This window comes from Gulosibacter macacae (assembly GCF_003865375.1).
In the GTDB taxonomy this organism is placed as follows: Bacteria; Actinomycetota; Actinomycetes; order Actinomycetales; family Microbacteriaceae; genus Gulosibacter; species Gulosibacter macacae.
Genome location: NZ_RQVS01000013.1, coordinates 51265 through 65558 on the forward strand (window position 1 = coordinate 51265; position 14294 = coordinate 65558).

General features: G+C 64.8%; 16 protein-coding genes. 14 read left to right on the forward strand and 2 right to left on the reverse strand.

All coding sequences use genetic code 11. The annotated features are described in order from the left end of the window. Positions 1 to 7 precede the first annotated feature (7 nt). The 4 genes from EG850_RS10665 to mtnN are packed head-to-tail and all read left to right on the forward strand — an operon-like array spanning position 8 to position 3774. Entirely contained in the window at positions 8 to 1285 is a 1278-nt protein-coding gene (locus tag EG850_RS10665) for a hypothetical protein (protein ID WP_124973299.1), read from the forward strand. A gap of 54 nt (positions 1286 to 1339) precedes the next feature. Further along, positions 1340 to 2623, forward strand: a complete 1284-nt coding sequence (locus EG850_RS10670; protein WP_124973301.1) for a hypothetical protein — start codon at positions 1340 to 1342, stop codon at positions 2621 to 2623. A 16-nt stretch (positions 2624 to 2639) separates the two neighbouring features. Then, on the forward strand, positions 2640 to 3101 hold the full coding sequence (locus EG850_RS10675; RefSeq protein ID WP_124973303.1) for an S-ribosylhomocysteine lyase: 462 nt from the start codon (positions 2640 to 2642) through the stop codon (positions 3099 to 3101). After that, on the forward strand, positions 3091 to 3774 hold the full coding sequence (gene mtnN, locus EG850_RS10680; protein WP_124973305.1) for a 5'-methylthioadenosine/S-adenosylhomocysteine nucleosidase: 684 nt from the start codon (positions 3091 to 3093) through the stop codon (positions 3772 to 3774). Before EG850_RS10675 ends, mtnN begins: the two co-directional genes overlap by 11 nt. Here the strand turns inward: mtnN and EG850_RS10685 are convergent. Both EG850_RS10685 and EG850_RS10690 read right to left on the reverse strand, forming a co-directional pair. Next, positions 3771 to 4439, reverse strand: a complete 669-nt coding sequence (locus EG850_RS10685) for a potassium channel family protein (RefSeq protein ID WP_124973307.1) — start codon at positions 4437 to 4439, stop codon at positions 3771 to 3773. The two genes, mtnN and EG850_RS10685, sit on opposite strands and share 4 nt — an antisense overlap. Next, complete coding sequence (locus EG850_RS10690; RefSeq protein WP_185715036.1) at positions 4432 to 5838, reverse strand: TrkH family potassium uptake protein; 1407 nt, start codon at positions 5836 to 5838, stop codon at positions 4432 to 4434. Before EG850_RS10690 ends, EG850_RS10685 begins: the two co-directional genes overlap by 8 nt. Positions 5839 to 5996: 158 nt before the next feature. Here EG850_RS10690 and EG850_RS10695 point away from each other — a divergent pair, with 158 nt between their 5' ends. From EG850_RS10695 to EG850_RS10740, 10 genes are all read left to right on the forward strand, one after another. Then, positions 5997 to 6197: a helix-turn-helix domain-containing protein gene (locus EG850_RS10695; RefSeq protein ID WP_124973309.1), complete on the forward strand. Its 201-nt coding sequence runs from the start codon at positions 5997 to 5999 to the stop codon at positions 6195 to 6197. A gap of 44 nt (positions 6198 to 6241) precedes the next feature. Then, a complete protein-coding gene (locus EG850_RS10700; protein ID WP_005504750.1) occupies positions 6242 to 6340 on the forward strand; it encodes a 30S ribosomal protein bS22 in 99 nt (32 codons plus the stop codon). A 161-nt stretch (positions 6341 to 6501) separates the two neighbouring features. Beyond that, positions 6502 to 7746, forward strand: a complete 1245-nt coding sequence (gene nhaA, locus EG850_RS10705) for a Na+/H+ antiporter NhaA (protein ID WP_124973311.1) — start codon at positions 6502 to 6504, stop codon at positions 7744 to 7746. Beyond that, on the forward strand, positions 7743 to 7973 hold the full coding sequence (locus tag EG850_RS10710) for a glutaredoxin family protein (RefSeq protein WP_124973313.1): 231 nt from the start codon (positions 7743 to 7745) through the stop codon (positions 7971 to 7973). The genes nhaA and EG850_RS10710 overlap by 4 nt, the downstream gene beginning before the upstream one ends. Beyond that, a complete protein-coding gene (locus EG850_RS10715) occupies positions 7970 to 8842 on the forward strand; it encodes a DMT family transporter (protein WP_124973315.1) in 873 nt (290 codons plus the stop codon). The genes EG850_RS10710 and EG850_RS10715 overlap by 4 nt, the downstream gene beginning before the upstream one ends. 11 nt (positions 8843 to 8853) lie before the next feature. After that, positions 8854 to 9318: an Lrp/AsnC family transcriptional regulator gene (locus EG850_RS10720; RefSeq protein WP_185715037.1), complete on the forward strand. Its 465-nt coding sequence runs from the start codon at positions 8854 to 8856 to the stop codon at positions 9316 to 9318. A gap of 632 nt (positions 9319 to 9950) precedes the next feature. Then, positions 9951 to 10388, forward strand: coding sequence for an endonuclease domain-containing protein (locus EG850_RS13305; protein WP_235829303.1), 438 nt, complete (start codon positions 9951 to 9953; stop codon positions 10386 to 10388). Between the two features lie 215 nt (positions 10389 to 10603). Continuing rightward, on the forward strand, positions 10604 to 11785 hold the full coding sequence (pdhA, locus tag EG850_RS10730; protein ID WP_235829298.1) for a pyruvate dehydrogenase (acetyl-transferring) E1 component subunit alpha: 1182 nt from the start codon (positions 10604 to 10606) through the stop codon (positions 11783 to 11785). Further along, positions 11782 to 12807, forward strand: coding sequence for an alpha-ketoacid dehydrogenase subunit beta (locus EG850_RS10735; protein ID WP_124973320.1), 1026 nt, complete (start codon positions 11782 to 11784; stop codon positions 12805 to 12807). Before pdhA ends, EG850_RS10735 begins: the two co-directional genes overlap by 4 nt. Beyond that, the gene (locus EG850_RS10740) at positions 12807 to 14279 is read left to right on the forward strand and encodes a dihydrolipoamide acetyltransferase family protein (RefSeq protein WP_124973322.1); all 1473 of its coding nucleotides are present in this window, start codon (positions 12807 to 12809) and stop codon (positions 14277 to 14279) included. Before EG850_RS10735 ends, EG850_RS10740 begins: the two co-directional genes overlap by 1 nt. Positions 14280 to 14294 lie beyond the last annotated feature (15 nt).

A 14294-nucleotide genomic window follows, 5' to 3' on the forward strand; every position in this document is an offset into this window, starting at 1 on the left:
TCCGAGCATGGCCTCAACGACTAACGTGACTCGGCTGAAGCACGGCGAGGCGCAGAACGTGCTGCGACTGACCGAAGTTGATGAAGCCCCGCATCGGTTGCCGACGGCTCAAGAGCTAGGCATGAGCGCCACAGCATTCGGCGCGCCGAAGTGGGCGTGGTCGCTCATCCTTGTCGCCGCGTTCACTGCGGGCATCCCGGTGCTCATTGGTTTCCTCTGGCGAACTGATGATCCAACGAGCCTCTTCTGGAACAGCTGGTTTGTTGTCGCCGACACGCTGATCCTCGTCATCGCGCTCTTGGCCCTGGCTGGCAGCGTCATGAGATATCGAGAGTCCCAGGCGTTGCGCGCTGGCCTCGCGCAGCCCGGCCAGGCCCGCCACGAGGTCGGCGAAGTGGTCGAGTCACGAGTCAACCCCAGCATGCGACATCTCTTCGACGGACGCTTCCTGCTCACAGTGCGCATCGCCGGGCATGACTACCGCATCGCCCGCATTTCCCACCCCGGCCACTTCACTGCCTCAGCCATCCCCGAAGTTGGCGACCGCGTGGATGCGTGGGTGCTGTCGAACGGTCCGGTCATCGTGCAAGCACCGAAGGGAGTGCCTCGCCAGCCTCTGGGGCGGCCGGTCGTCGGCATGCCCGCGGTCGAGGTGCAGCGGGCTGCCGCTCAGGTGACGAGCCCGGTGCGGGCATGCAAGCTTGACCGCATCCGTGTCGTTGCCCCGCCCGAATCTGCCGACCGACTCGCGCGCACGCCGGCCGAATGGGGCGAGACGAAGGTCACACGCTCTGACTGGCTCTTCGTGCTCGTCGGGCTCATCCTCGTGGGCGTCCCGCTTGCGATCGGGGTTCCGCTCGAAGCGTGGCGAGGACCTGACCCGAGTCTTGATGAAAGCTGGTCGGACGTGTGGGGCATGAATTTGCTCTGGCTCGGGTTTCCCTGGTTCTTCATCGGCCCGGCGCTGGTGCTCTTTGCCTACTACGTGGTGCGCTCGGCGGGGCACTCGGCACTTCACCGTGTCTATCCGGCCGACCCGATGCCGGTGCCGAACATCACCGGCTGGATCGTGCGTCTCAACTCGAATATCGATAGCGACGACGGCAAGACCATGGTCACTGGGATGCGGGTGCTCACCGAAGGCGGCCAGCTCGTCGACTTCGCGAAGGTGCACGGCGCAACGTCGCTGTCACAACTGGCGGTGCCGGTCATCGGCGGCGGCGTGCGTATTTGGCAGCTCAGCGACGGACGGATGCTCGCCCAGACCGCCCTGCGCGCCGCGTGAGTTCAACACTGAACTTGTGATCGGTAGGTTGCTTCAGCTTGTTACGTTGCGGCCATGACCACAACGATCACGCAGGTGCGGCTGAAGCAGGGCGAGCAGCACAACCTGCTCCGACTCACCGAAGTTGACGAGGCACCACACCGGCGGCCGAGCTTTCAAGAACTCAAGCTCAGCGGCTCCGCCTTCAACCCGACGAAGTGGGTGTGGTGGATCCTCCTCACGCTGCTGTTCACCCTCGGCATCCCGATGCTCGTTGGCATGCTGTGGCAAACCGAAGGTCGGATGCGCCTGTTCTGGAACACCTGGTTCGTCGTGGCGGGCACGCTCATCGTCACGATCGCGCTCATCCTCATCTTCGGCAGTATTCGGCAGGCCCAGCAGACTGGCGCCCTGCGCAGGAGCCTGACCCAGCTTGACCAGGCACGCCACGAGATCGGCGAGGTGATCGAGTCTCGAATCAACCCCGGGATGCGGCACCTCCACACCGGTCGCTTCCTGCTCACCGTGCGCATCGGCGGCTACGAGCACCGAATCGCCCAACTCGCCGGCAGGGGCCATTTCACCACCGATGCACTCCCCGAAGTGGGCGACCTCGTCGACGCGTGGGTGCTCCCGAACGGCCCGGTCATCGTGCAGGCGCAACGGGCAGTGCTGCGGAAGCCCTGGGGCCGACCGGTGGTCGATATGCCGGCCCGCGATGTGCAGCAGGCCGCGGCGCGCGTGACGAGCCCGGTGCGCGAACATCCGCTTGACCGCATCCGCCTCGTGGCCCCGCCCGAATCTGCCGACCGCCTCGCGCGCACCTGGGCGGCGTGGAATCATGCACGGGCGAATCCGCGCGACTGGTGGTTCGCGCTCATCGCCTTCGTGCTCGTCGCGCTGCCCGCGGTGGTTGGTATTCCGGCCGGCGCCTGGCAGGAGCCGCGGCGCGAATGGGATCAGACGATCGCCGATGTCTGGCTCTGGAATACACTTTGGGTTGCCTTCCCCTGGTTTTTTGTGATGCCACTGCTCATCCTGTTTGTGAAGTCCCAACTCGATGGAGCGAGCCGGACCGCGCTCCACCGCGTGTACCCCACCGAACCCGCAACCGTGCCGAATACCACCGGCTGGATCGTGCGACTGAACTCGAACATTGACACCGAAGACAGCGTTGCCTCGATTCGGCGGATGCGCGTGCTCTCCGAAGACGGGCAGCTCATCGAGTTCACCAAGGTGAACGGCCAGCCATCGGTCGCGATTGCCGCGCTGCCGGTCATTGGCGGCGGCGTGCGCATCTGGCAGCTGCGCGATGGGCGCCTGCTTGCCCAAACCGCCCTGCGTGGCACGGGAGCCTAGGCTTAGACCCATGCGGATGAACGTGGAATCTTTCAACCTGGACCACCGCGCGGTTGCGGCGCCCTATGTGCGCATTGCCGATCGCAAGCAATTGCCGGGCGGTGACGAACTCGTGAAGTACGACGTGCGCTTCACCCAGCCGAACACCGAGCACCTCGATACCGAGGCGATCCATTCAATCGAGCACCTCGTTGCCGAACTCATGCGCAACCACACCGACAAGCTCATCGACTTCTCGCCAATGGGCTGCCGCACCGGGTTCTACGCGATCACCCTCGGGGTCGAACCCGACGAGTTCCTGCCGCTCCTCGAGCGCACGCTCACCGACCTCCTCGACGCGGATGCGGTGCCCGCGGCCAACGAAGAACAGTGCGGCTGGGGTGCGCACCACACTCTGCAGGGCGCCAAGGATGCCGTCGCGGCCTTCTTGCTGCGCCGCGACGACTGGGAACAGGTATTCAAGACCGATGCTGCATAACGTCGCCATTCTCTGCGCCATGCCGGAAGAGGCCGCGCCCTTCCTCGCAGCAGCAACCGAGCGCGAGGAGTATCCGACGCCGTTTGCCAATGTCGAGGCCGAAGTCGTCATCCTCGACGACCGCGAGGTCACCATCGTCACCACCGGCATTGGCCTCGTGGCGGCGGCCACCGCAGCGACCTGGGTGATCGGCGCTCGCGGCGTCGAAGGCATCATCTCGGCTGGCACCTGCGGAGGCCTCAGCCGCGAGAGCCGCGTCGGTGACGTCGCGATCTCGACCGACTGCACCTACGGCACCGCGGATGCAACCGAGTTCGGCTACGAGCGTGGCCAGGTGCCGCGCCAGCCCGTGCGCTTCCCCGCATCCCCGCGCCTGGTCGAAGCCGCGCGGCCGAAGGCGCAACTTGTTGGCCGCATCCTCTCGGGCGATACCTTCGTCACCGCGCGCAATGTCGCCGATATGCGCGAGGCGTTCCCCGACGCTGTTGCCACCGATATGGAATCGTGCGCGATCGCCCAGGTGTGCCATGCGACGGGCGTCGAGTTCATTTCAATTCGCGGCGTGAGCGACCTGTGTGGGCCGGAAGCCGGCGTCGACTTTCACATTGGCGTTGACGAGGCGGCCGCAGTGAGCGCCGCCGCCGTGCGCGCGCTCCTGGCGGCGCTCGGCTAGCGCAGCGCCGAGAACTTCTCGACCTCGTCGGTCGTGCCGGCGACGATGATGAGGTCGTGGTTTGAGATGACGGTGTCGGGCGTCGCATAGGTGAACTCCGACCCCGGCGCTTTCACGCCGACGATGGTGATCTTGTACTTCGTGCGAATGCCCGAGTCGCGCAGTGAGAGCCCGCGAATCGGCTTCGGCGGGTACATCTTCGCCATCACGAACTCATCGTCGAAAGAGATGAAGTCGAGCATCCGGCCATTGAGCAGGTGCGCGGTGCGCTCACCAGCCTCAGCCTCGGGATAAATCACGTGGTGTGCGCCGATGCGCTTGAGGATGCGGCCATGCGTCGCCGACATCGCCTTCGCCCAGATCTGCGGAATCTTGAGGTCGACGAGGTTCGCTGTGACGAGCACGCTCGCCTCGATCGAGGTGCCGACCGCGACCACGGCGACGGCAAACTCCTGCGCACCGATCTGCCGCAGCGCATCAATATTTCGGGCGTCGAGCTGCACCGCGTGGGTGACACGCTCGGCCCACTTCTGCACGAGTTGCGGATCGGTGTCGACGGCGAGCACTTCGCGGTCTTGCCGCTGCAGCTGGCCAGCGGTCGCGGCACCGAAGCGGCCGAGGCCGATCACGAGCACGGGGGCATTTGACGGGATGGGGTCAGCCAACGATGATCCTTTCCTCGGGCAGACGGTAGAGCTGGCGGCGCTCAGATGAGGCGAGCGCCGCGGCAAAGGTGACGGTGCCGACGCGGCCGAGCCACATCGTGACGGCGAGCACCATGGTGGCGGCCGGTGGCGCCTCGGCCGTGAGTCCCGTCGTGAGTCCCACGGTGGCGAACGCACTGATGGTGTCAAACACCGCCTCGCGTAAGCCGGCGCCGCTGAGTTGCATCACGAGAATCGACGACACCGCGACAATGGTCACGGCCCAGAGCGTGATCGCGACGGCAAGGCGCAAGACATCGACCGGGATGCGGCGGCGGAACACCTGCAAATCTTCCACACCGCGCGCCTCGGCAACTGCGGCCAAGAAAAGAATCGCGAGCGTCGTCACCTTGATACCGCCCGCGGTCGAGGCCGAGCCGCCACCGACAAACATGAGGAGGTCCATCACCACGATCGTTTGATCGTTGAGCGCATTGATATCGACGTTCGCGAAGCCGCCCGAGCGGGTCATCACCGAGAGGAAACCGCCGGTGAAAATACCGAACGCGGCATCGTGGCCACCGATGGTCTTCGGGTTACTCACCTCGAGCAGCCAAATGACTAGCCAACCGAGCAAGAACAGGATGGTCGTGGTCACGATCGTGAGCTTCACGTGCACGCCGAGGTGCTGGCGCGTACGCACCCAGCGGGCGAGCGAGAAGATAACCGGGAAGCCGAGCGAGCCGAGGAAGACGGCGAGCCCCAAGCATCCGAGGAAATAGGCGTTACCCGCGAAGATCTCGACGCCGCCCGGATTCGGGGCGAAACCGGTGTTCGTGAAGGCGCTCGCAGCGTAGTAGAACGAGTGGGCTACTGCATCCCACCAGTGTTGGTAGTCATCTGAGGCGATGAACACCGGCAGAATGAGCAGCGCAATCACCGTCTCAATGACGATGAGTGAGAGGGCGACGGTGACGAGCACGCCACCGACCTCGCCGAGTCGCACCGCCTGCGATTCCGAGACGGCGCCGCGGTGCAAGCGCAGGGCATTGCCATCGGATGCGGCAATGAGGCGCTGCTTCAGACCGAGTTTGCGGGTGACGACCGTGCCGAGAATCGAGGCGAGGGTGAGCACGCCCACGGCGCCCACCTCAATGCCGAGGAAGATGACCACATTGCCGAAGGTCGACCAGTGCGTGCCCATGTCGACAACCGATAGCCCGGTGACGCAGATGGTCGAAACCGCCGTGAACAGCGCCTCGTGGTAGGCCGTTGCCTGGCCATCGGCCGCCGAAATGGGCAACCAGAGCAATAGCGACCAGAAGAAAATGATCGCAGTGAACACGAGCACGGCGAAGCGGCTCGGGGACTGCATGCTCACGCCCGCGATGACGTCACGGACTCGCTTGAGCAGGGACATGCCTCGATGCTAGTCCTCACCTGAGGGGTGCGATGCACCCGATGCGCGCAAATTGATGAGTGGGCAGTGTACGCCTTCACTTGGAGAAATCGACGCGACACCCTACGCTGAGAGCAACTCCCGTTCACATTCGTCACAGGTGGAAGGATCCCGAGAGTATGGCGGCAGACCTGTCAGACATCCGTTTCCTCACGGTGGCCGAAGTGGCTGAGCTCATGCGCGTGTCGAAAATGACCGTGTACCGAATGATCCACGCGGGTGAGTTGCCTGCTGTGAAGTTCGGTCGCTCATTCCGGGTGCCTGAGTCTTCTGTACAGGATGCAATCTCCGGCACGGGGCGCAGCGAGCGAACGGCGTAGTAAGCTCGTCCGAGCGCAATTTCCAAACGACCTGAGGAGAGCCCATGGGTTCCGTCATCAAGAAGCGTCGCAAGCGCATGTCGAAGAAGAAGCACCGCAAGCTGCTTCGCAAGACTCGCCACCAGCGTCGCAACAAGAAGTAACACCGAGGTTCGCCCCGACATTCTGTCGGGGCGTTGCTCGTTTCCGGGGCGAGGCGGTGGTCTCGATTCGTCGCTTCGCTCCTACTCGACCAGCCACTGTCTGGTTGGTCGAGTAGCGAAGCGTATCGAGACCCCACCGTCGGCGGCCCTAAGCTAAGCAAATGGTCCACGTGCAACCGGGTCGGCCCGACGATACGTTCTCGCTCAAAGAGCGGCTCAACTCCCGCAAGGTTGGCGGCACGCTCCTGCTCGTCGCCGCACTCATCGCGATGATCCTCGCGAACACCCCGCTCGCGCCGTTCTATGAGGGCGTCAAGAACTTCGACCTGCCGATCCCTTTCCTCGGCATCGACCACATGTCGGTCGGCCACTGGGCGAGCGACGGCATCCTCGCCATCTTCTTCTTCGTCGTCGGCATCGAGCTCAAGCGCGAATTCGTCACCGGCCAACTGCGCGACCCTCGCAAGGCCGCCCTCCCCATCGCCGCAGCCGTCGGCGGTATGGCCGTGCCTTCGCTCGTCTACGTCGCCGTGGTCGCGAGTTCTGGCGTCGACGCACTGCACGGCTGGGCCGTGCCCGTCGCCACCGACATCGCCTTCGCGCTCGGCCTCCTCGCCGTGTTCGGCAAGGGCCTGCCCTCGGGCTTCCGCGTGTTCCTCCTCACCCTCGCGGTGATGGATGACCTCCTCGGTATTGTCGTCATCGCCATCTTCTACACCTCGGCGTTGCAGCTCTGGTGGCTCGTTGCATCCCTTGCGGTTATTGCCCTCTACGCGTTCTGCCTCAAGCGCGGCTGGAACCAGATCTGGCTGCTCGTGCCACTCGGCATCCTCGCCTGGTACCTCATGCTGCGCTCGGGTGTGCACGCGACCATCGCCGGCGTCTTGCTCGGTCTCGTCGTTCCCGCGCTCCCGCATCGCGGCCAAGACATCTCGCTCGCCGAAGACCTCGAGCACGACTGGAACGCCATCTCGCAGGGCCTCGCGCTGCCCGTTTTCGCGTTCTTTGCCGCCGGCGTTCCGTTCGCGGCCGGTGATGGCTCATTCCTGGATGCGCTTGCCAACCCGATCTTCCTCGGCGTGTTCCTGGGTCTATTCGTCGGCAAGCCCATTGGCATCTTCCTGACGGTGGTGCTTCTGCGAAAGCTGCCGATGTTCGAACTCGACGACAACCTCGACCTCAAGGACGTCGCCGCGCTCGGTGGCCTCGCCGGCATCGGCTTCACGGTGTCGCTGCTCATCGGTGAACTCGCCTTCCGTGGCCAAGGCATCGATATCGAGTTCGCGCATCTCGGCGTCATTCTTGGCTCGCTGGCCGCCGCCTTCGTCGCGATCTTCACCCTGCGCTGGCGCGGCCGGGCTGTGCGTACGGTGCCGCTCAGCGATGACGAAATGCTGCTGCCGTGATCGTCGACTTCTACGAGCGCCCCGGCTGCCACCTTTGCGAGGATGCGCTCGCGATCGTCGATGAAGAGACCGCTCGCGCCGGTGCCGAGTTGCGCCGACACAATATTGACGAGGATGCACGCCAGCAGGCCGCGTACGGCGAACTCATCCCGGTGGTCGTCATCGACGGCGAGCCGCACGCGCAGTGGTTCGTTGAGCGCGAGCGGCTCCGCGCTGCGCTCGCATGAAACTGGCAATCGCCGCACTCGTTGCCGCCAACCTCTTTTGGGCCGGAAACTTCGTGTTCTCGCCCGCCGCCGTCGCGGAGGTCTCGGCCTTCGGGCTGAGCTTTTGGCGCTGGCTGTTCGGGCTGCCGCTCATCTTTGCACTTGCGTGGTTCATTGATCGCCCGCGCTGGGGTGAGGTGTTGCGCCGCTGGCCAACGCACCTCGGGCAGGCGTTCACCGGCCTCGTCGGCTTCTCGGTGTTCACTTACCTCGCGGTGGAGCAGATTTCACCGGTGAACGCCTCGCTCGTGCAGGCGATCAACCCGGCGATGATTCTCTTGCTTTCGTCGTGGATGCTGCGCTCGCGACCGTTGCGCCAAGAACTTATCGGCATGGCAATTTCGACCGTTGGTGTCGTGATCGTCTTGCTCGGGCCCGGCGACATTGTCGTCAACCCCGGATCGCTCGGGCTCGGGGTGCTCTACATGGTGCTCGCCGTGATCTGCTGGTCGATCTATACCGTGCGGGGCCGCGCGGTTGTCGATCCGCCGCTCACGAGTTCCACCATGCAGGTCGCGTTCGCGACACTCATCACCCTGCCGCTCGCCGCAATCTCGGGTGGGCTGAGTCTCGACATCTCGCCGACGGCGCTTGCGAGCATCCTCTACATTGCGATCTTTGCGTCGGTGGGCGCGCTCGTGGCCTGGAATTTCGGCGTCGCGCGAGTCGGACCGAACGCTGCCGGCGTCTACCTCAACCTCCTTCCGGTGTTCACCGCACTCCTCGCGGTGCTCTTCGGTGCCCCGCTCACGCTCGCGCAGATCTTCGGCGGCCTCCTCGTGCTCGGCGGCATGGTGCTGGTCACCCGCGCCTCGCGCGAACGCATGTGAGGATGGACGGTATGCAAGGGCGCACACTCGACGACATTGACCTCGCGCTATTGCGAGCGCTGCGGCAGGATGCTCGCCGCTCGATTCGGCAGCTCGCCGAAGAAGTGCATATTTCGCGGTCGAGCGCCCACACGCGGGTGCGGGCGCTCATGGATGCGGGGGTCATCACCGGCTTTTCGACTGACGTCGATCTCGGCAAGGCAGGTTTGCCAGTGCACGCGGTGCTTGCGATTGATACCGGAGCGACGCCTGCTGGGAGCGAGCTCGCGACCGAGCTTGCGAGCATCCCATTTGTGTCGAAAGTGCTCACGATCGCTGGCGACGTCGACTACATCGTCGAAATTTCGGCGCCGAGCCACGAGGTGCTCAGTGAAATTGTGCTGCGCGGCGTACTCAAACTGCCGGGCGTCACCTCGGTGCGCACGCACCTCGTGATTGCCGAGCGGGCTCGCGATCCCCTGGGGGCGGTGGACTGAGCTGGCGCAGGCGCAGGGTGATCCGCGTGGGGGCCGTTGCGCGATCTGCACTTTTGGGTTCATTGATGCGCTGTGGAGGGTCAAAGACCCCAAAAGTGCAGATTCCGTAACCGCGACCGCCACGGCTGTGGAAACTGATCCATCCACAGACCCAGACCTGGACGGACCAATTGGCCAACTTATGGGCCAATCCTGGCGCCGTGAACTTGGCACAACGCTTCACCGCGCATGGCGGCACGATGACAACTCGGATGCTTCGGGAAGTTGGATACTCGACACGGCAATTGCAGAGCCTGGTCGCGTCGAAACAGCTACTGCGAGTACGGCCAGGGCTGTACTCGCATCCGCAAATTCAGTGGTCCTCGGTTGGCCGAGCACGTGCATTGGGTGGCGCCGTGAGCTGTGTCAGCCGACTGAAGGAACTTGGCGTCTGGACGCCGCAAACGAGTCAACTTCACTTGCGCGTGCCAAGGCACACGAGAGAAGGATGGTCCCGGGACCCGCGAGTGCAACGATGCGCCAAGGGTGCACATCTCCACACGCATGCCGATGCCATCACCAGTCCCATTGATGACCTCGCCACTTCCTTGCATGTTGCGTCGAAGTGCGTTGACCGGATTGAACTCGTGGCGATGCTCGACTCCATGCTGCGATCGGGCATGGCTTCGCGCTACGCGCTCGAGACGCACGCGGATGCGGGAAATGCGGCGATGCGTTGGGCTGTAGCGGAACTTGATTCGCGTTCCGGGTCAGGAGTCGAGTCGATCGTTCGCACTCACCTGAAGCGCATGAGACTCCGCTTCGACATTCAGGTGCGGATCGGAGTCTGGCCGGTGGACGTGCTCATCGGTAACTGGTTGGTCATCGAGATCGATGGGTTCGAGTACCACTCAGGTGAATCCGACTTCGGTCGGGACCGCCGCAAGGACCGCGAGTTGCATGGCATGGGGTACACGGTCCTGCGCTTTACCTACTGGGATGTGGTGTTGCGGTGGGAGGAGTGCGAACGGCAGATTCTGGAATTTGTTCGGGCGGGGCGGCACTTGAGGGGGTCCAAAGCGGTTGGTTAGGGAGGGCCTTGTTGCGCGATCTGCACTTTTCGCGTCGATGTGGTCTCTGGTGGGGTCATCGGGGCGCAAAACGCAGATCGCGCGACATTGGCCAACTGGCTCGAGGGGAAGCCTTCCGCCGGACAACTGGCCGCTCCAGCCGGACAATTGGACCACTCGCCCCTAAGTGCCGAACGCCGCTGGAGAACACAGCCAGAAGGCTCCAATCTCTTCACATGCACGACAACGACGTCTCTGTGGTCGACCGACGCGGGCCGGCCATCCCCGAAGCCCAAGCGATCGCCGCCCACGAGGCGATGCTCGCGCAACTTCCCGGCGCCCAGCCCATCCGGCTCATCGACGAACTTGGCGCGGTCGACGAAAGTGACCTGTCCGTCGGCTACCAACTGCCCGACGATGACACCCTGCTCGACGCGTACCGTCGCATGGTCATTGCCCGCCGCTGGGACACCCAGGTCACCGCCCTCACCCGTCAGGGCCGCCTCGCGACCTATCCCTCGGCCCTTGGTCAAGAGGCCGGCGAGATCGGCTCGGTCATGGGCGTCGAAGACCAAGACTGGCTCTTCCCGACCTACCGCGACACGATTGCGCTCCTCACCCGCGGCATGCAGCCGAGCGAGATTCTGCCGTTCTTCCGCGGCGAGTGGCATGTGAGCTACGACCCGCACGCGCACCGCATCTCGAACCAGACGACGCCGCTCGCGACCCAGGCGCTGCACGCCGTCGGCTTCGCGCACGCTGAGCGCCTGCAGGGCCGCGACACTGTCGCGCTCACCTACCTCGGCGATGGCTCCACGAGCGAGGGCGACGCCCACGAAGCGATGAACTTCGCCGCCACCTGGAACGCGCCCACCGTGTTCTTCGTGCAAAACAACCAGTACGCGATCTCAGTGCCGATCGACCACCAGACCAAGTCGCGCTCCATCGCCGACCGCGCCGCCGGCCTCGGCATGCGCGGCGTCTGGGTCGATGGCAACGACGTCGCCGCGGTCATCGCGGTCGTGCGCGATGCGGTTGCCCGGGCGCGTCGCGGCGAGGGGCCGACGCTCATCGAAGCGCGCACCTACCGCCTCGAAGCGCACACGAACTCGGATGACCCCACCCGCTACCGCGAAAAGCTCGAGCAAGAGCGCTGGGGCTTTGCCGACCCGATTTCGCGGCTCGCTGCCTACCTGCGCGCAAAGGATCTCCTCACCGACGCCGTCGAAGAAGAAATCACCGCCGCCGCGGAAGAACTCGCCGCCGCCACCCGCGATGCCATGAACGCCACCCCAAACCTCGACCCGCTCGAGATGTTTGACCACGTCTATGCGACGCCGCGCGCATCCCTGCTTGAACAGCGCGCCGCGCTCGAAGCCGAAATTGCCCAGCACGAAACCGAGGAGCTTGCGTCATGACCGCCACCCTGAGCCCCAGTGCGGCAAACGAGACCGCGACGCCCGCGACTGAAAAGCTCACCATGGCCGGTGCCTTGGGTGCCGCCCTGCGTGACGCCCTCACCGATGACCCGAGCGTCGTGATTTACGGCGAAGATGTCGGCCCCCTCGGTGGCGTCTTCCGCGTCACCGATGGTCTCGCGGCTGACTTTGGTCCCGAGCGGGTGTGGGATTCCCCGCTCGCCGAGTCGGGCATCGTCGGCACCGCGATCGGCATGGCGATGGCCGGGATGCGTCCGGTCGTCGAGATGCAGTTCGACGCGTTCTCGTACCCCGCCTTCGAGCAGGTGGTCTCGCACGTCGCGAAGATGCGTAACCGCACCCGCGGCGCGGTGGAATTGCCGATGGTGATCCGCATCCCCACCGCCGGTGCGATCGGTGGCGTCGAGCACCACAGCGACTCCTCCGAGGCCTACTGGGCGTCGACCCCGGGCCTCACGGTGGTCATGCCGTCGAACCCGGCTGATGCCTACTCGATGCTTCGCCAGGCGATTGATTCGCAGGATCCGGTCGTGTTCATGGAGCCGAAGAGCCGCTATTGGATGCGCGGGGAAGTTACCCGCGGCGCCGACGCCGAACTGCCGCTCTCGAGCGCCCGCGTCGTGCGCGAGGGCACCGATGTGACGCTCATTGCCTATGGCGCCTCGGTGCGCACGGCGATGGATGCGGCCACCCGCGGTGCCGAAGAGGGCCTGTCGGTCGAGGTGGTCGATCTGCGATCGCTCTCGCCCTTCGATGACGAGACCGTGTCGGCCTCGGTGCGTAAGACTTCGCGCGCCGCGGTCATCCACGAAGCCGCGCAATTCGGCGGATATGGCGCCGAAGTTGCGGCGCGCGTGACCGAGCGCAATTTTCACTGGCTGGATGCGCCGATCCTGCGAATCGCTGGGTTCGACACGCCCTATCCCTCGCCGAAGCTCGAGGAGTTCTATCTGCCGACCGCTGAGCGTGTGCTCGCGGCTCTTGACACCTGGGAGTGGTGATGACGACGTCAACTGCGCAGCTGCGCGAATTTAAGCTGCCCGACCTCGGTGAGGGACTCACCGAGGCGACCATTGTGAACTGGCATGTGGCGGTGGGCGACACCGTGTCGATCGACCAGATCATTGTTGAGGTCGAGTCGGCGAAGGCGGTTGTTGAGTTGCCGGTGCCGTTTGCGGGCACGGTTGCTGAGCTGTGCGGCGGTGTCGGAGATGTGATTGAGCTCGGCGATGTGCTCATTCGCGTTGCCGAGGAGGGTTCGCGTGCTGAGGCTCCCGAGCGTGCTGAGGCTCTCGAGCGTGCTGAGGCTCTCGAAGCACCGCGCGAAGAGGATGCGGTTTCGTCTGAGTACTCGGGTGCCGTCCTCACCGGCTACGGACTCAAGGAGTCGACGGTGCGCTTGGCGCGACCGGAAGGCGGGCGCTTCAAGAAGCGGTCGAAGTGTGATGTGGGTGGTGGTGCGGGTGGTCTCGATACGCGCTCCGCGCTACTCGACCAGCCAATCGGCGATGAAAACCTGGGTGGTCGAGTAGGCCGCAGGCCGGATCGAGACCACGACGCCAACCTCATCGACGAGTCGCGCAACTCGCCCGTGATGTCGCCACTCGTGCGCCGCGAGGCAAAGCAGGCCGGCTTTGACGCACGTCACCTGGCCGGGAGCGGCCGCAACGGGCTCGTGGTGCGAGCTGATGTTGAGGCTGCCGTGGCGGTGCTCGGTGGCGCTTCGAGTGCCTCAGCGCACGAGGCGAGTGCCGCAGCTTACGAGTCAGCGCACGCCGTCGGCGAAGACACTCGCATCCCGGTCACTGGGATGCGCGCACTGGTCGCCGAGCACATGGCCGAATCCCACGCCTCGGTACCCAAGGCGACGATCTGGCTCGACGTCGACGCGACGCCGCTGCTCGATCTGCGCGCCCAACTCCAGCAGGCCACCGGCGAGAAGTTCAGCCTCACCACGCTCATCGCGCGCATCGTCGTGGCCGGACTCGCGCAGCATCCGCGCCTCAATGCATCCTTCGATGCCAAGGCCAACGAGATCGTCGAGCACGCCGCCATCAACCTCGGCGTCGCCGCGCAGACTCCGCGTGGCCTCACCGTGCCGGTCGTGCACGGTGTTGAGCAGATGAACCTGCGCGAATTGCGCGAGAGGATCGGCGAGATCGTCGAAGAGTCGAAGCGTGGGAACTTCCCGCCCGCAAAGCTTGCCGGTGGCACCTTCACGCTCAACAACTATGGCGGCTTCGGTGTCGATGGCGCCTCGCCGATTATCAACCTGCCGCAGGCGGCGATGCTCGGCATCGGGCGACTCAAGGAGCGTCCATGGGTCGTTGATGGCGAACTTGCGGTGCGCAAGGTGATGACGGTGAGCTTCGTGTTCGATCACCGCGTGTGTGACGGGGATGCGGCGAGCGCCTTCCTCACGTTCGTCACCGATCGCATCGAGCGCCCGGCGTTGCTGTTCGCCGACCTGTAGGAGGGGTGACCACCC